Below are 15,017 nucleotides of genomic sequence, written 5' to 3'. Positions count from 1 at the left end.
ATGAATATGGTTGTGAGCTACAAGCACATAGACGAGATGAAGCCGTGGAGTGACAAGCTTCACCTGCTGGAATGTATCTCGGTGACACCAGAGACGTCTGACGTGATGACGTTCCTGTTCCGCTCCGAGGATCAGAACTGGTTTCGTTATCTGCCGGGGCAATTCGTGACGCTGGAACTGCCGGTCGGCAAGGATTCGCTCTACCGGACATATACATTGTCCTCCAGCCCGTCGCGGCCCTATGCGCTGTCGGTCACGGTCAAGGCGCAGGCCAATAGCATCGGCACCCGCTGGATGTTCGATAATCTGAGGCCCGGCATGAAAATCCGGGCGCTCGGCCCGCTCGGCGACTTTTCCTACGTCAAACATCCCGGCGACAAATATCTGTTCATCTCGGCAGGCTCCGGTGTCACGCCGATGATGTCGATGGTGCGCGACATGAGCGACCGCGCCCCGCAGAGCGATATTGCCTTCATCAATTGTTCGCGGACTCCCGGCGATATCGTCTTCCGTCACGAGCTGGAATATCTCGCGCGCTTCATGCCGAACCTGTCTCTCGGCTTTATCGTCGAGAAATGCGGCCGCACCGATCTGTGGTCCGGCCTGAAGGGCATGGTCGACAAGGCCAAGATCGCATTGCTTGCGCATGATTTCATGGAACGCACCGTCTTCTGCTGCGGGCCGGAGCCTTTCATGGCCGCCGTCCGCTCCATGCTGGAAGCGTCGGGCTTCGATATGGGGCGCTACCATCAGGAAAGCTTTTCGCCCGCCACTCCCGTTGCCGTCGGCGAAAGCGTTCTTGTCGATGCGGATGGCGAAGCGCTGTCGATGGTGGGCTTTACCGTTTCCGGAAAAGAAATGCCGTGCCAGCCCGGCCAGACGGTTCTCATGACGGCGCGTGCTGCCGGTGTGCGCATCGGCGCTGCCTGCGAATCGGGAATTTGCGGCACCTGCCGGGTGCTGAAACTTTCCGGCGAGGTGGAGATGAACCACAATGGCGGTATTCTCGATGAAGAAATCGAGGAAGGTTATATTCTCGCCTGCTGCTCGAGGCCGCTGACGGACGTGAAGGTGGAAGCCTGACAGGCTGTGCACCACCTTCCAGTTCCACCGGTTTTTGTCGTGGAACTAAATTTCCTCAAACTCGTTTGCACGTCATCGAATTCTTTTCGGGTGTTCCATGGGGCTGACCCTTACCTCCGATGAGAGCGAGCGATGAAAAGGCGCGGTTCAACGCGTCAGAGCAAACGGAGGAAGATCATGATGAATTTCCGGACAACGAGCGTCGCCACGGCGATTGTCGTTTTCCTCACCAGCTTCACGCCGTCGCAGGCGTTCCAGGCGCCCGTGCCGATGCCGAAGCCGGCAATATCCACCGACAATAATGTCGTTCCGGTGCAGTACCGCGAATGGGACCGCCGCTACGACCGCAGGCACGGTGACCGCATGTATCGCCCGCGCCCGCCGCGTGACGGATATTACAACGGCCATCGTGGCTATCGCGATCGTCGTCCGGGTTACCGTTATCACAACGGTTACTGGTTCCCGCTGGCAGCCTTCGCCGCAGGTGCGATCATCGGTGGCGCCGTGCAGCAGCCGCGTCCTGCCTATGGCGGCAGCCATGTGTCCTGGTGCCAGAACCGTTGGCGCTCGTATCGCGCTTACGACAACTCCTACCAGCCGACCAGCGGTCCGCGCCGCATATGCTGTGGCGCGCCGCCGCCTTCTGGACAGAAATGAAATAACTTCTGGACAGAAATTTTTCTAGACCGTTAGAACTAGCTTGCCAGCCGCTGCCCATTCTGGTCCATCCACGCGGCATAACACTGATAGATTTTCTCCGGCTAGATGAATGGCTTTGAAAGCTGTGCAAGCCACTGGCATGCAGCCGCACGAATGAAAGCGTCTCCGTTTCCTCATCTATCAACATCCTATAGCGCGCAAAATCGAATGGCGTGTCGCGCAACAACGATTGGCAACAAAAATTCAGCGAGCGCTCCCACTATCAACATGGTCGTTGACCGCAGTGTGATTGCCAAATACCTCTTTCTCTAAACACTTGGAAGGCGGGGCAAGGCGATGACTGTCACATATGAGCATAGCAGTGAACGACGACTTTCCGTTTCGAGAACCGCGATTATTGCTGTGCTGCTATTTTTGTTTGCCTTGGCCGTTCGCCTTCTGGTTCCGTATGCGGAGTGGAACCTAGACGGAAATCACATCCTTCAGACTGTGATTTATTACACCCTCCAAGGTGTTCAGGCAGGCGGTGTGAAACTTCGATACTGGTATCAGGACAACCTCTATCAGTGGTGGCTTGAGGCCTTTTATCCCGTACGTGAATTTGCAAATCCCCTTACTACAGTGTCGTTCGAGCAGGCACTTCTAGTCGCCAGTTTGTTGCCGAAGATACTCGGCGCACTTAACGTTTCCCTTCTTTTCTGCCTGTCGATTTCGATGGGAGCGGACCGAAAGACGAGCATCCTCATGTCGTTGGCATACGCGGTGACGGCACAACACGTTGTTCTGTCCTCTATTGTCGAAAGACAGATCATCTCTCAGACGCTCTTGCTCATTTCGTTTTTGCTCGTTGCCGCTGCACCTCGAACGCTGTACCGCCGATACGCGACTTATGGCCTAGCACTGGTGGTCAACGTTTTTGGTGTCGTCTGCTATTCCCCACCGATCATCTTTCTGCCGTTCCTGCTGGCTTTCATGATCTCCTACGAGGTCCAAAAATATGCGGATGCTAGGTGTCGCTTAAACTGCTGCCTAGCGATATTGGGTCTGTTTCTCCTCGCAGACCTTATCGTTCTTATTGCGACAGGGGCATCGGTGCTCAGTGTTCTAAAACAGGCGATAGAGAACTTTGTGCTTTATGCCGATCCCGGCTCTCAAGACGAATTTTCAAAAATCGATAACTCATTGATCGTTGCCAATGTCTTCTGGCTGTTCGGGCACCTTTTTCAATGGTTGCCGTATTATCGATCCGAAAGACTTCCGGAAGTATCATTTTGGGCGGTCGCGCTGTCTGCAATCGTCGTGGCTTATTGCCTGTATAGCGCAACGGCTTCGTTGCTCGTATTTCGTCGCTATATCAATTCCGGTTTTGGCGACTTCTTTGGCACGGCGTCCGCTCGACTAGGCATACTTTCCGCCGCTTTCCTGACCGGTGTTGCATTTACATTGGTGGTCCGGCACGGCAACCAAACTGAGTTCTACATAATGCCGTACACATTCATTGTCCCCATCGTGGCTGAACGCCTGTCTCGCCAATGGACAGGTGGAGGAAAAACAACCGTCGCCTTACCGGTTAGTGTTGCCTTCGTTTTCCTAACGCTTCTCAACCATCCCTACATCGGAAAGAGTGTGCAGGAACGCAACGTCTACCTTGAAACCAACGCGGAAACGATCCTGCCATGGTTGCTGCTCAAGCCCGAGTAGCTAGAGGGTGTACCCCCAAAGATCGATAATCATCATCTTATTGAGTTCTGTAGGGCAACTGCTCTGAAGGGCGTAAAAGAAGTTACGCCTACCTTGAGCTATTGGCATCCGAACGTCGTCAGCGACGACATCAACACCAATCTCGTCTACCACCCACTCCTGCGTTTTGGCTCGATCCAGCACACGATTTAGATTGTAACGAGAAGGCATAACTCGCAGAGACACACATCCGGTCCCGCTCGTCGGAAGAGCGGTAAATCCTCGCTCGACGGTCAAGATGAGGCTCTTAGCGTTAGCGGGAACAAGGCCCGGATATCGGATATCGATGTCGATCGACCCGTATTCGTCTGCGATATCCTCGCAAATGATCAGGTTTTTGGGGTCCCAATCAGTGCCGTTGTCGAACCACACCTCGCTCATATCGTGTTTCCCGGACCGTTCGCAGGCCACGCGAATGCATCTACCCCAGCTACGTCCACGATGCCCCGGAGGCGATCAGATCATTCACTGCACCTTCAGCATTAAATGACGCCTGCACATGCGCTCCGACAGCAAGGGCTGCCGACGTGACCTCGGCGGCTGACAACGTGATCCAACCAGATAGGGCCTTGAATCTTGTAGACGGCGCGCCTGAACTGACGATGTAGGAATGTGCGTTAGCTATCATCGACTGGCTGTCGCGGCTTGTATCGATAGTTGCGCTGTTGATAACGATGCCGCCCGTCTCGACAGCAAAGCGTTTCATTGCGGCATAGGTCCGCAGCTCATCTGCCGTTGGAGCTGCTTCGACTGGCGCCTTGAAGGCTTTCCCGTCGTAGCTCCACCCTGCTTCCACTGGCTTACCGCAGGCAACAAATTTAGCAGCCAAGGTGGGGTGAAAAGCATCCTCTGCGGCTATATTTTCGGGAAGTGTGATGACTTCCAGAACGTTGCCGTTCTCAATACGTGCGAATTTTGTCATCTCTTGCCTCAAGGTAAGTAGTATTCGACTATGACCATTCCCGGAGCGCCAAATGCTCCGCCGTAGTTTGAGCCGCCGCCACCGCCACCGCCGCCGGGCGATTGTCCAACTGACGGCTGGCCACTTGATGTCCCTCCGCCAGGTCCGCCGCCTGACGCTCCAGCCCCACCGACGCCCCCGATGCCAGTTGAACCGATGATCGTTCCGGACGATCCTTGACCCCCTGTCGATTGGAAGTGGCCACCCATACCAATACCGCCGCCGCCGCTGATCCCTTGATTGTTTGGTGGCGCGCCTTTACCGCCGCCGCCACCTGTGCACGAGATGGCGGATCCAAAAGACGAGCTCCCGCCGTGCGCTCCATCCCCATACGTCGCGTTTCCGGCACCGCCCGCGCCGCCAGCACCAACGATGATCGGAACTGCAACTCCTGGTGTGACGGTGACATAACCTTCCGCATATCCACCACCACCACCACCGCCACCAGCGCCGACACTCTGGTTTCCTCCACCTCCTGCGCCGCCTGCCCAAACACGCGCGAAGCCGGAACGGACTCCGGCCGGAGGCACCCACGAATAAGTTCCAGCCAAGGAATAGACGACTACGACGCTTCCCCTGTTCAGCCGTGAGTTCAAAATGGATGTCGAGAACGAAATCTGGAAGGCAGCGCCGGTGTAGACAAGTTGGGCAATAGCCCCTGCAGGCAGATCACCTGCGGCCGGATCGTTACCGTTATCGAGCTTGATCGGTGCTGCGCCAAGGCCATTGATGTTGAGCGTGCACGCGCCTGTGTTGGTGGTCGAAATCAACAACCTGATCGGCGCGCCAACGAGACTGGCGAGAGAAAGAGGCGTCGGCGTTAGGATAGCGGTAAGCACGTTGGCTGTGCCACCGGCGACAGCATAGCTCCATTTGCCGGACTGAGCATCAAGCGCGAGCTTTTCGACGTAGGTACCGGCGATACGCTCGAACACGCGGCCATCCGGCAGGCTGACGCCATGACCATCGGGCGGCGAAGCATAATTCCAGCCTGAGCCATTCCACTCGGCAAATTTGCCGATATTGGTTGCCCATACGCCGGTAGCGTTAGAAGGAACAAGGTAGGTGTCACCCACGGCCGGGTTGCCGGGAGCGCTGGAGAGTGTCATGGACAGAACAGGCAACCAAGGCAGACGCATGAGCTGACCCATCGGAACCTTGCGGTTTTCTACCCAAGCCCGTGTGGCAAACAACAGGGAAGGATCGACCAGCAACGTCACATTGGCGTTTTCGCCAATGATGATCTGGAATTCGTAACGGATGTCTTCAAGCTGACCTTCGAGCGCGGTCGGCTTGTACTGGCTAACGGGCTTGGCGACGGCAATCATCGATCCGGCCTGATCAAAAATACCGAACTCGCGCATCCACCAGCCACCGGCATTAGTCGGGATGATCGCCGTCACCAGAATAGCAGATGGGTTGTCCGGATCGGTTTCGACGCTTTCGACCGGCGTGCGCCAGACCTCGCGAACCAAAGCTGTGCTGGCGGCGGTCGGGTTGGTTTCCGCGCCATTGCCGTCACCAATGGCGAAATGGGTGATAACAACCGCATCGCCACCGGCAGCGCTCTGCGCCAGCTTGACCTTGCCGTTGGTGGTAACGAGAGAGAAATATGCCTGCGCCATGCCTCAAGCTGCCTTTGCGTTGATGCGGATGCTGCGGAGCGCATAAGCTCCGGTCCCCGCGAAGGTGGAAATCGAATAGGCCGCATCACCGAGTTGCGGAGCCATGATGCGGACAGTGCGGCCACGGCGGGACGCGGCACCAAGGCGAAGGGTTGCTTCGCCGCGCACGCCGTACTGGATGGCGATATCCTGACTGTGCCGCTTGGCGGCAGCGATGATGCGGGCCGCCGCCTTCTGGTTCGGCAGATCGAGCGGTGCATGGCCGTTGATGACGGTATCGTTGATAAAGAGAACGACCTTGTGCGTGTCGTGGTAAGCCTTCGGCTCTTCCTGCCACCATTGCGTCCAGCGGGCGGACACGCCGATGGTTTCTAACGCCTTTTTCACACCGGCCACCGTTCCGCGCATGGCATGGATTTCAGGTGCAGCGTCGATCATGGCGCGCATCAAATCCTCGCGCATGTCCGGAGAGATGAAATCGAGCAGCGCCGCTTCCACCACCATGATGGCCAAGAGCGCGGCCGGGGCCGTCAAGGCATCCTGAACGACAAGCGCAGACGGCCTGAAGGTGGCGAGCGTCTGGGACAGTGCCTCAATGAAATCGCGGTCGCGCTGGTCGCTGACGCCGGGAGGAACAAGGATGGCAGGAATGAAATCACTCATTCGGCACCACCACGATGTTAACGACAAGCGAAGCCAAAACCGGGAACTCGTGGGCGGCAAGGTCGGTGAAATCGAAACTGGTCAGCTTGGCGTCCGCGACACGCGGCAGGGCTTTCAGCGCTGACGTGACGACAGACGGTGCGATCTGCGGGCCAAGCTCCTGCGTCCACGGCTGGAATGCCGCCTGCGCCACGCTTTCGAACAGCACCTGCTGACCGGCCGCCGCCTCGCGAACGCGGACGGTCAGCACCATGTTGAAATTGACCGGTTCCGGAGAGTGGACAACGACAAAATCACCCATCGGGCGGCGGGTGTTCGGATCAAGGTAGGCTAGAACCGCCGTCTTCAGCTCATTCGATGGAAGGCCGGTTTTCATAAGCGGGTAAATATCGATGTGGCCCGGTTCCGGTCGGATGACCGCAACGTCCACGATCTCCGGATTGACGGCCATGACATGCTCGCGATAGCCGTCGCGAGGTCCGGCCTTGCTGATCGTATGAAGGGCGTTGGCGGCGCGAAGGCGAAATCGTTCCTTCTCTTCGATATCGGTCCCGCCCGAAATATCCGTCATATTGCTGGCGCTGGTGACAAATGCCACCGGGTCGAGAATATCCGTCACCTTGCCGACGCCGAGACCGTTCCATGTCGCGCCGGTTGCCGTCGCTCTTGCGCCAACGGTCGCTGCCAGCATCCCGGCCGGAATGACAAGATCGGAATCGGTGGCGAAGGTCACGGCATTGCCAGCGCCGACGCGGGTACCTTTGGGAATGATCGTGTCCAGCAGCCGAATGGCTGATAGCCGAAACTCGATAGTGGTGGTGGCGGCCTGCGCCAGAAGCCGGAAGGTCGAGACATTGGCGGCACGGTTTTCGAGATGAATACCTTCGGAGAAAACGACCGTGTTCTGAAGAACGCCTGTCTGCGCCGCCTCGTTGAGCAACGACAGGGCATAAGCCGCGACTTCGATCAGGTACATTTCCGTTTGCGCCGGATAGAGCGTTCGGTTGGCAACCGCTTCGAACTTTGCCTTGAACTGCGCCTTCAGCACGGCCGGATCGCGCTCAAAAAATTCGGGAGCGCCATTGGCGCGCAGTTCTTCAAGGGTGCGCTTGACGGGATCAGCCATTATAAACGACCTCCGTTACCTGAAGATCGTCCAGCACGGACTGAACCGGCCGCCAGAAAACCTGTGTCTGGAAATGGGAAAACTGCACCATGTTGACCACGACACGCTCGACGGTGACACGCGGCTCCCAGATCGCGATCTGGTCCCAAATCTCGCGGGTCAGGTAGGGAATGCCGATATCCGGGTGCCGGTCGATGGAGCCGAGAATATCGACACCCTTTTCTGGTTCGGTCGGAACCGAGCCTTTTGGCGTCAGGATAAGGTTGGTCATCGACTGCGACAGGTCTTCGACCGCCGTAACGATCTGGCCGTAGGTGTCCGGCGCAATGGCGGTCTGAGGATCGGCGCGGCCGACCTTCATGGACCAGTGGCGGTGGGTGATTTTATCCTTGTCGATCATGCGGAGACAGTGCCGCACGCCACAAACAAAAATGACCGGAACTCGGTTCCGGTCAATCGCTGAAGGTGTAGGAAGGTTAGCGGCAAAAGGCTAAAATGACAAGCCCGAGACCTAATCCACCTCCCATTTAGCAGCGCCAGAGATCAGGGCAGCGCCGCAGCCGCAGATATCGCCGTCGCGGGCGATGGGTGCGCCCTCGCAACTGTACTTTCCCGAACCCGTGACAATGGGCGTGACGCCATGGCCGGGAATGGGGCAGGAATGCATGTCGCCTTTCCGGGCGATCAGCGCCCCCTCAGCGGACCAGTTCGCGGCGCTTGATATCACGGTGCCGCCGTGCGTGGATGCGTCACCAAGACGGACAATCTTCGGCATCAGGAGAAATGTCCCTTCGCAGCCTTCACGTTGAATTCGCCCGATACCTCAATATTGACGCTGCCCGGTATCTTGATGTCCAGATTGCCGCTCCCCGTATCGAGCCGGATGTGGCCACCGGCGAAGGTGATCACGACCTGTTCGTTGGCATCGCCTGAAGGCGCATCCTTGGCATTATAACGCGAGCCGATGATACAGCCGCTTTCGCCCTTGGCGTCCATGGCGCACCAGACCTCGTCTTTCTCACCGGGCATCTGGAAGGCGGAAACCCCGGTTGAGGATTTCGCCAGAACGTCGATCCATTGCGTCACCAGCTCGTCTTCGTCCTCGAACTGGACCTTGACGCGCATCGTCTTCGGATCGCGGTCAACGACGATGCCGCGCCGCGCTGTCGGGTTCTGCCCGTATTCACTATCGCTTCGCTTTGACAAGCTCTGCCCCCGTTGTATAGCCGCCACGGCTCATTGTGTGTCTGGAACTGTCGATGACCAGAAGCGTGTCGTAACGGCCGAAACCGCTGGTCTCGACTACGACGCCGGCGACGGCCGAGACATTGCCGACCAGCTCGACCGATCCGGACAGCGATTTCCGATTCTTGCGATGCAGGCGGGATTTCGCGAGCTTTTCGGCCTGCGCAGCATTTTCCACCCGCTCCCCGGTGATGTTGAGCACGTCACCAGTCTTTACGTCACTGTCCTCAACTTCGGCTTCGATCTTGGACTTCTGGTTTTCGTCCATGGCCGTCACCTTGGCCTTGGAATAGGTCTTGTCGGTCTGGAAACGAAAACGGTAGTTCAGCAATTGCAGCCCGAGCTGCGCATGGCTGATGGTCAGGGCGGCGGCACGGCCATCCACGGATTTGATGCTGGTAAAAATCGCTCGATTGCCCCGCACGCTGAAATAATGCCCGGTGTCTTCGGCAAGCCGCGTTAGAAACTCAAGGTCACGTTCCCTGCGCTGGGTAACGCGCTGGAAATTCTGCTCCTCGATGTCGCCTTCGACCGACAAACTGTTTTCGCCTGCGACCTTTTCCACGATCTGGCGTAGCGACTGCTTTTCGAAGGCACGGGTTTTCTGGGTCCGGAGCGGTTTCGAGATCGGCGCGGCAAGCCCGCGAATGGTCATTTCGTCGCCGCTCCGACTGCCCGACGCTTCCGGTTCATCCATTTCGAAGGTGCCGCAGGGAAGCACGCCGCCTGCGCCGTCGAAGATGGTGAGCGCCATGGTGTCGCCCTTCTCCGGAAGCCAGTCATTCTTCCAGAGGCCATCCTTGTCCTGCACTGTCACGTCGATTTCATCGATCTCACCGTGAGCCTTGTCGGTATAGGTGATCGACGTGGTCATGGGCTTGATATCCGATGAGATATCGACGCCCCTATAGATGAGCGAGAAATAAGGTTTCGTCGCCATGGTCAAACACCATAATCCGGCTTGTCGCGCTTCCACGGCGGTAACAGGCTGGTGTTAGCGGCCTCTTCCTCAATCACCGGAATTTTGAGCGTGACACCCTGCGGCAGCATGAGCGGCTGCACAGCCAGGTCATCAAGGATCAGGTGCCGGTTGGCCTCTAAAATGACCGTCTGTTTGTACTGGTCACCGTAATAGCGATAGGCCAGCAAATCCCAGCGATCCCCGGCAATTGTCCTGTGCTCGAAATACTCTCCTGTCAGCTTCACCGTCATTTACGCACCTGCGGATTGGTGGTGGCGCTGCCGGAGAGCGCCGTGGCACGGCTCTTGGCGATTGAGGTCAGTTGCGCGAACAGGCCACCCGCCAGCGGGTCTTCCAGCAAGCCCATGGTGGCCTCAATTCTAACGGGGCTGCCGCTGCGGTTCGTCTTGGTGATCCCGAGCGACAGGCTTTCGATCACGTAGCGCTTGCCGGTAAAAGTGCCGTCGCCAAGCGACAAGGGCAGCGGTGACTTGACCGCAAAGGCGATTTCCAGCTTCGCCAGTTCGGCGGCCGGGTCGCAGAATTCCTCAGAAAAGAAGAAGCTGAAGGACTGCGTATCGAGTTCTTCGCCAATCTCCTGAAGAGCCGGTTTACCCCGCGTGGTGGCATGCTGGACGAAGGTTCCCGCACGCTCGATGCCGTGCGACACGGGGCCGGTCAGTGGCGCAACGCCGAAGGGGATGGTGCCGAGAAGATAGATCACTCCGCAAGCTCCCACGTGCAGTCAAGCAACTGTTCCTGATAGCTCTGGCAGGAACGGCAATGGCGCTCCTGTCCTTCTTCAAGCATGGTGCCGCAATCGCACTGCCATGACCGTTCTTCGGCTACGGCATTGAGGGCGGTCTTGCGGGTTTCGAACCGGTTGCGATGACGCATGATCTTACGTTTCCCTTCTGCCCCTACGGCGATCTTCTTCTTCCATCATGGCCGCGAACTCCCGGCCACTTTCCCGCAACGCGTCCTTCACGGCCTGCTTGATATCGGCAGGCGCACCGGCTCCGGCCGGGATCGGGACGGTCGGGCTGAAATGGTAGACGTTTCCCGAACTGGCGGGAGCCGCTGACTGGACGGATGCGCGAGCAACCTGCGCACGGGCGGCGTCAGCGCCGGTGGATGCGGTCGCGACGTTCGGCGCGGAGATCGCGGCGGCCGCCATGGTCGCGGCCGATGCGGCGCGCATGGCCTTGACCATCGGTTCGGCCCGGATCGATGCGGCGATAGTTTCCCCAAATTTGAGGCGATGAATGTCAGAAAGCGGCCCAATCTTCGCAGGCGAGGACGGCAGGTGATCGCGTATCGTCTGCGTCATGCGCTGGATTTCTTCGACCACAACAGCGGCACGCGCCCGCATGCCCGCCGCCATGGTGTCCATCAGCGCTGCACCCTGATCGTAGAATGATACCCCGGCAAGATAGCTGCGGGCCTGCCCGATGACATTGGTGATCGACGGCACGAGTTTGGCGGCGGCAGCGTCCAGTTCCGCAAGTTTCTGCAAGGCGACGGTTGCGTTTTCGCGCAAAGCAACGGCGTCCGTCATGGTGGCGGGTGCGGCGGGCGTTTCAGCGGTATCATCACCGCTGAAGCTCAAAACCGATTTCACCTTTTCCCATGCTGCACCAGCTCGGGCGGCTGCGCCGTCGATCAATCCGCCAAGCGCATCGGAAATCCCGGCCCACGATCTCTGGATTGCCTCGACCGGTGACCATTCGAACAACGCTTTGATCCGCGACCAAACAGCGTCTACGGCTGCAAACGCGCTTTCCACCGCTTCTGTCGCTGTCGTGGACAGGCCAGCCCAAAGCCTTGAAATCGTCTCGACAGGAGACCATTCAAGGACGGCTTTAAGATTACTCCATGCCGCCTCTACAAGGCCGCGCAACGCCTCAATACCCATTGCGGCGAGTAACTGGTGGGCGTCCCAAAGTTTGGAAAGAACGGGCATAGGATCAAAGCCGATCCAGCCTTTGACGGTGTTCCAGGCATTGGTCGCGGCATTGGCCATTGAGTTCCAAAGATCGATAAAGAACGCCTTGATCGGCTCCCAGTTGAGATAGATCAGAGCAGCACCGGCGACGATGGCAGCAATGGCAAGCGCAATGGGATTGGCCATTAGCGCCGCGCTCAGCATCGACAGGCCCATGGCGATCTGGACGAGACCGGCCGCTGTGGAAATCAGGATCGGCGCAAAGGCCATGCCCGCGAGAATAGCGGCAAGGCGCTCCCATCCACCAACATATTCAGCAGCGACGGAGAGGTATTCGCCAAGGCGCGAGAGCACCTGATAGACGCCAGTGGCAAATTCCCATGCCGCAGTAAGCACTGTCACGAGGCGGTTACTGATGTAGGTCGCCCACTGCTGTAGGGTGCCATCGTCCGCCATACGGTTGACGGTGGCGAGAACCATTTCAAGTTTCGACTTCATCCAGTCGAAAAGACCGGCGTTCATTATAGCGAGCTGGAATTGCATCCAAAGATCGCCAAGATTGGAAATCATGCCCTCCCATGTGCGGGATAGCTTGTCCATCGCTCCGGAAAAGCGATCAGACATAATTTTTTGCAGTACTTTCTGGATGCCGCCGGGGTCCGATGCCAGTGCCTTGGCGATCCTTTTTTGGCCGTTGATGGTGTAGGAGTACGCGATCTCATCGCCATCTTTGGCGGCACGAATACCAAATTCCTTCAGGCGCTCATTCTCACCCGTCACGGCGTCCGCGATGGCTTCCACCGCCTGTTCAAGCGGCTTCCCCATCGCGGCGGATGCATCACCAAGATCACGAAGTAGACCGTTAGTGGGGTCAAGGCCATACGCTCGCAGCTTCACAAAGCTGTCCATAACGCCGTCCAGTTCGTACGGTGTTTTCGCTGCGAAGTTGGTCACCCACGCCATCGCATCTTTGGCTTTGGCGCTGGAGCCTTCTGTCGTTTCGAGAATGGTCTGGAATTTTTCGAATTTTGATGCGGTGCCAATCAGTTGGCCCGCAGCCAAACTAGCAGCTCCGACCGCGACGGTCGCAACCCCTGCGGCAAGCGCCACTCCGCGAAAGGTTTTTCCGGCTCCGGAGGCAACTTGCCCTAAACCCGATTTCGCTAACGCAATGGTCTTATTGTGCAGAGCGACGGTCGCACGGGCGGCGGCCTGCGCACCTGCAACAACGCCGTTGTACGCCGAACGGGCGATGGAGCCGATTTTTGAAAGTGCCGATGCATGACGTTCCGTCGCCCGCGTGGCACCGGCTGAAGCGGCAGCGCCAGCTTTTGCACCCGCCCGCATGGCCTTCGCCGTCTTGTCTTCGGCGGCCTTGAGCTTGTTCATGATTTTGCTGGCGCGATCCACGCCCTCGAAAATCATCTGGAACTTCATGCGCGTGCGTCTCCGGTCGGGACGGAATACCCCGGAACCAGAGATCGCATTTTATCCTGAGGGAAATGACCGGAACCCGGTTCCGGTCAGTTTTTGCCTGAAGCTGCTTTGATCGCTTCGGCCTTCGCCTCTTCCAAGGCGACTGTTTCTTCATACCAGAAACAGAATTCGTCTTCATTCATGGCATCAAGGTAACGATCTGTCCAGCCTTGCTGCACCATCATGACGTGCTGCGCCGGATCGGACAGTTTTACTTCGTCTGCGTCGTCCCGTTTCCCTCGCCGTCTTCACCAGCACCATCGGCTTCATCATCGCCGCCGAAGACTTCACCGATCAACTGGAGGGTATCGCCAGCGGACAGGAGTTCGGAAACTTCGGTGATGTTCAGCTTTTCGCCTTCGAAGAGGACAGTTTCCGCGACAAAGGCAACCTGCGCCTTGGCATGGTCGCGCTTAGCGATGCGCTGTGCCCGCATCCACTTGCCGTGATTGATGAACTTGGGGACCGTGCAAACGACGCCACTTTCATCCAGTGTGACGGTGCGGTTGCCGGCGTTGGCATCCTTGTGGGCCTTCAGCTTGGCGCGAACGCCGGTCAGTTTGACTTCTTCTGCCACGGTTGTCTCCTGTGTGACGTTAGAACTTGAAAGAAGGGCCGCGCCTCTAACGCGGCCCGATAGGCTGGAAGGGGTGCCGAGTTAGCAGCGCATGCGGGTTTCGATGAAGTTGAGCGCGTCCGTCTTCAGGCTTTCGGCATATTCAGGGGCAAGAGGGTGCGCCGTCCTGACTGCCTGATGCCAGGGCATGAATTCGTCCACCTCCATGGACGCGATGGCAACGGGGGAAACATGCATGACGAACGGGCCGATATCGTCGGCGCTGACGATAACGCTGTAGAAATCACTTCGGCTTTCCGTCGCAGCCGGGACCGGCGATGTGAAGAAAAGAGAGGCCAATACGAATGTCGCTGCGCCAAACAGTGCCAGATAAGGAAATGAAAGATATCGCTTTACCATGGGTTCCTCAGAAAGGGTTCAAGGTGTGTCAGGACGCGCTATCAGCGCGGCCAAACGTCTGCGCCATTGATGCGATAGATGTTGTTCCACGCATCAAATTCGATGATCGGGGTTTCGCCGCCATAGATGGACTGCTTGAAGGAGCTGATGGAAATATCGTGCTCCTGCCCGAGATTTTCCCCGAGCTTGGCGGTGCGGCCGCCCGTCTTCATCATCTGGAAGCCGATGTGGGTGATCAGCGTATGGGACTGGTTGCTGTTCAGTCCTTCGCCATCGAATACATCGACATAGGAATGAAGCTGGAGCTTGTGCACCTTGGTCGGGTTGAGGATCGTGCGGGACACTTCTTCGTCCAGCCATTCGAAGGTGATCTTGCCGTCAATCGCCTGCACCGGGCGACCGGGGAGCTTCAGGACGCCGATCATGCCGAGCGTCTGGTGTTCGATCTCGGCATGGGCGATTTCGCCCATGTCCAGCTCGGCCACGCGCCCGCACACATCAACCTCGTTGATGTAGCAGTCGGACTGCGTGATCTGACCGATTTTACGTGCCATGG

Annotated in this window: 20 protein-coding genes; 3 read left to right on the top strand and 17 right to left on the bottom strand. The window is 57.9% G+C overall.

Going from position 1 to position 15,017, the window contains the following annotated elements; translation table 11 throughout:
* The 3 genes from G3A56_RS07440 (at window position 1) to G3A56_RS07430 (ending at window position 3,444) form a co-directional block, all read left to right on the top strand.
* Window positions 1-1,083, top strand: coding sequence for an FAD-binding oxidoreductase (locus tag G3A56_RS07440; RefSeq protein WP_137067523.1), 1,083 nt, complete (start codon window positions 1-3; stop codon window positions 1,081-1,083).
* A 177-nt stretch (window positions 1,084-1,260) separates the two neighbouring features.
* Window positions 1,261-1,740: a BA14K family protein gene (locus G3A56_RS07435; RefSeq protein WP_164056229.1), complete on the top strand. Its 480-nt coding sequence runs from the start codon at window positions 1,261-1,263 to the stop codon at window positions 1,738-1,740.
* 339 nt (window positions 1,741-2,079) lie between these two features.
* A complete protein-coding gene (locus G3A56_RS07430; RefSeq protein WP_003491942.1) occupies window positions 2,080-3,444 on the top strand; it encodes a hypothetical protein in 1,365 nt (454 codons plus the stop codon).
* On the opposite strand, the gene G3A56_RS07425 is transcribed toward G3A56_RS07430, so the two are convergent.
* The 17 genes from G3A56_RS07425 to G3A56_RS07345 form a co-directional block, all read right to left on the bottom strand.
* Entirely contained in the window at window positions 3,445-3,864 is a 420-nt protein-coding gene (locus tag G3A56_RS07425) for a hypothetical protein (RefSeq protein ID WP_035241005.1), read from the bottom strand.
* Between the two features lie 49 nt (window positions 3,865-3,913).
* Window positions 3,914-4,405, bottom strand: a complete 492-nt coding sequence (locus G3A56_RS07420) for a DUF4376 domain-containing protein (RefSeq protein WP_164056228.1) — start codon at window positions 4,403-4,405, stop codon at window positions 3,914-3,916.
* Between the two features lie 8 nt (window positions 4,406-4,413).
* Window positions 4,414-6,069 carry a phage tail-collar fiber domain-containing protein gene (locus tag G3A56_RS29305; RefSeq protein WP_003491945.1) on the bottom strand — a complete coding sequence of 552 codons (1,656 nt, stop codon included), beginning with the start codon at window positions 6,067-6,069 and terminating at the stop codon, window positions 4,414-4,416.
* Window positions 6,070-6,072: 3 nt separating this feature from the next.
* Window positions 6,073-6,732: a phage tail protein I gene (locus G3A56_RS07410; protein WP_003491947.1), complete on the bottom strand. Its 660-nt coding sequence runs from the start codon at window positions 6,730-6,732 to the stop codon at window positions 6,073-6,075.
* Window positions 6,725-7,858, bottom strand: coding sequence for a baseplate J/gp47 family protein (locus G3A56_RS07405; RefSeq protein WP_003491949.1), 1,134 nt, complete (start codon window positions 7,856-7,858; stop codon window positions 6,725-6,727). The genes G3A56_RS07410 and G3A56_RS07405 overlap by 8 nt, the downstream gene beginning before the upstream one ends.
* On the bottom strand, window positions 7,851-8,258 hold the full coding sequence (locus G3A56_RS07400; protein WP_003491951.1) for a GPW/gp25 family protein: 408 nt from the start codon (window positions 8,256-8,258) through the stop codon (window positions 7,851-7,853). The genes G3A56_RS07405 and G3A56_RS07400 overlap by 8 nt, the downstream gene beginning before the upstream one ends.
* A gap of 111 nt (window positions 8,259-8,369) precedes the next feature.
* Window positions 8,370-8,633 carry a PAAR domain-containing protein gene (locus tag G3A56_RS07395; RefSeq protein ID WP_003491953.1) on the bottom strand — a complete coding sequence of 88 codons (264 nt, stop codon included), beginning with the start codon at window positions 8,631-8,633 and terminating at the stop codon, window positions 8,370-8,372.
* Entirely contained in the window at window positions 8,633-9,064 is a 432-nt protein-coding gene (locus G3A56_RS07390; RefSeq protein WP_003491955.1) for a hypothetical protein, read from the bottom strand. Before G3A56_RS07390 ends, G3A56_RS07395 begins: the two co-directional genes overlap by 1 nt.
* Entirely contained in the window at window positions 9,045-10,043 is a 999-nt protein-coding gene (locus G3A56_RS07385) for a phage late control D family protein (RefSeq protein WP_139009041.1), read from the bottom strand. Before G3A56_RS07385 ends, G3A56_RS07390 begins: the two co-directional genes overlap by 20 nt.
* 2 nt (window positions 10,044-10,045) lie before the next feature.
* Window positions 10,046-10,315 (bottom strand): tail protein X, encoded by a 270-nt coding sequence (locus G3A56_RS07380; RefSeq protein ID WP_003491959.1) that lies wholly within the window; start codon window positions 10,313-10,315, stop codon window positions 10,046-10,048.
* The gene (locus G3A56_RS07375; RefSeq protein ID WP_003491961.1) at window positions 10,312-10,788 is read right to left on the bottom strand and encodes a phage tail protein; all 477 of its coding nucleotides are present in this window, start codon (window positions 10,786-10,788) and stop codon (window positions 10,312-10,314) included. Before G3A56_RS07375 ends, G3A56_RS07380 begins: the two co-directional genes overlap by 4 nt.
* Window positions 10,785-10,961: a hypothetical protein gene (locus G3A56_RS07370; protein ID WP_003491963.1), complete on the bottom strand. Its 177-nt coding sequence runs from the start codon at window positions 10,959-10,961 to the stop codon at window positions 10,785-10,787. The genes G3A56_RS07375 and G3A56_RS07370 overlap by 4 nt, the downstream gene beginning before the upstream one ends.
* Before the next feature lie 4 nt (window positions 10,962-10,965).
* The gene (locus G3A56_RS07365) at window positions 10,966-13,446 is read right to left on the bottom strand and encodes a tape measure protein (RefSeq protein WP_003491965.1); all 2,481 of its coding nucleotides are present in this window, start codon (window positions 13,444-13,446) and stop codon (window positions 10,966-10,968) included.
* An 86-nt stretch (window positions 13,447-13,532) separates the two neighbouring features.
* The gene (locus G3A56_RS07360) at window positions 13,533-13,670 is read right to left on the bottom strand and encodes a hypothetical protein (RefSeq protein ID WP_003491967.1); all 138 of its coding nucleotides are present in this window, start codon (window positions 13,668-13,670) and stop codon (window positions 13,533-13,535) included.
* 26 nt (window positions 13,671-13,696) lie between these two features.
* Window positions 13,697-14,062, bottom strand: a complete 366-nt coding sequence (locus G3A56_RS07355; RefSeq protein ID WP_003491968.1) for a hypothetical protein — start codon at window positions 14,060-14,062, stop codon at window positions 13,697-13,699.
* A gap of 81 nt (window positions 14,063-14,143) precedes the next feature.
* Window positions 14,144-14,461, bottom strand: coding sequence for a hypothetical protein (locus tag G3A56_RS07350; RefSeq protein ID WP_003491970.1), 318 nt, complete (start codon window positions 14,459-14,461; stop codon window positions 14,144-14,146).
* A gap of 41 nt (window positions 14,462-14,502) precedes the next feature.
* Window positions 14,503-15,015: a phage major tail tube protein gene (locus G3A56_RS07345; RefSeq protein WP_003491972.1), complete on the bottom strand. Its 513-nt coding sequence runs from the start codon at window positions 15,013-15,015 to the stop codon at window positions 14,503-14,505.
* Between the last annotated feature and the right edge of the window lie 2 nt (window positions 15,016-15,017).

The organism is Rhizobium oryzihabitans, from assembly GCF_010669145.1.
GTDB lineage: Bacteria > Pseudomonadota > Alphaproteobacteria > Rhizobiales > Rhizobiaceae > Agrobacterium > Agrobacterium oryzihabitans.
Note: the sequence above shows the minus strand (reverse complement) of the source record. Positions and strands in the feature narration are given on the sequence as shown.

Excerpts from the sequence above, each read along its gene's own strand:
- G3A56_RS07440 (WP_137067523.1), top strand. The coding sequence starts at position 1 with ATGAATATGGTTGTGAGCTACAAGCACATAGACGAGATGAAGCCGTGG.
- G3A56_RS07435 (WP_164056229.1), top strand. The coding sequence starts at position 1,261 with ATGATGAATTTCCGGACAACGAGCGTCGCCACGGCGATTGTCGTTTTC.
- G3A56_RS07430 (WP_003491942.1), top strand. The coding sequence starts at position 2,080 with ATGACTGTCACATATGAGCATAGCAGTGAACGACGACTTTCCGTTTCG.
- G3A56_RS07425 (WP_035241005.1), bottom strand. The coding sequence starts at position 3,864 with ATGAGCGAGGTGTGGTTCGACAACGGCACTGATTGGGACCCCAAAAAC.
- G3A56_RS07420 (WP_164056228.1), bottom strand. The coding sequence starts at position 4,405 with ATGACAAAATTCGCACGTATTGAGAACGGCAACGTTCTGGAAGTCATC.
- G3A56_RS29305 (WP_003491945.1), bottom strand. The coding sequence starts at position 6,069 with ATGGCGCAGGCATATTTCTCTCTCGTTACCACCAACGGCAAGGTCAAG.
- G3A56_RS07410 (WP_003491947.1), bottom strand. The coding sequence starts at position 6,732 with ATGAGTGATTTCATTCCTGCCATCCTTGTTCCTCCCGGCGTCAGCGAC.
- G3A56_RS07405 (WP_003491949.1), bottom strand. The coding sequence starts at position 7,858 with ATGGCTGATCCCGTCAAGCGCACCCTTGAAGAACTGCGCGCCAATGGC.
- G3A56_RS07400 (WP_003491951.1), bottom strand. The coding sequence starts at position 8,258 with ATGATCGACAAGGATAAAATCACCCACCGCCACTGGTCCATGAAGGTC.
- G3A56_RS07395 (WP_003491953.1), bottom strand. The coding sequence starts at position 8,633 with ATGCCGAAGATTGTCCGTCTTGGTGACGCATCCACGCACGGCGGCACC.
- G3A56_RS07385 (WP_139009041.1), bottom strand. The coding sequence starts at position 10,043 with ATGGCGACGAAACCTTATTTCTCGCTCATCTATAGGGGCGTCGATATC.
- G3A56_RS07380 (WP_003491959.1), bottom strand. The coding sequence starts at position 10,315 with ATGACGGTGAAGCTGACAGGAGAGTATTTCGAGCACAGGACAATTGCC.
- G3A56_RS07370 (WP_003491963.1), bottom strand. The coding sequence starts at position 10,961 with ATGCGTCATCGCAACCGGTTCGAAACCCGCAAGACCGCCCTCAATGCC.
- G3A56_RS07365 (WP_003491965.1), bottom strand. The coding sequence starts at position 13,446 with ATGAAGTTCCAGATGATTTTCGAGGGCGTGGATCGCGCCAGCAAAATC.
- G3A56_RS07360 (WP_003491967.1), bottom strand. The coding sequence starts at position 13,670 with ATGATGGTGCAGCAAGGCTGGACAGATCGTTACCTTGATGCCATGAAT.
- G3A56_RS07350 (WP_003491970.1), bottom strand. The coding sequence starts at position 14,461 with ATGGTAAAGCGATATCTTTCATTTCCTTATCTGGCACTGTTTGGCGCA.
- G3A56_RS07345 (WP_003491972.1), bottom strand. The coding sequence starts at position 15,015 with ATGGCACGTAAAATCGGTCAGATCACGCAGTCCGACTGCTACATCAAC.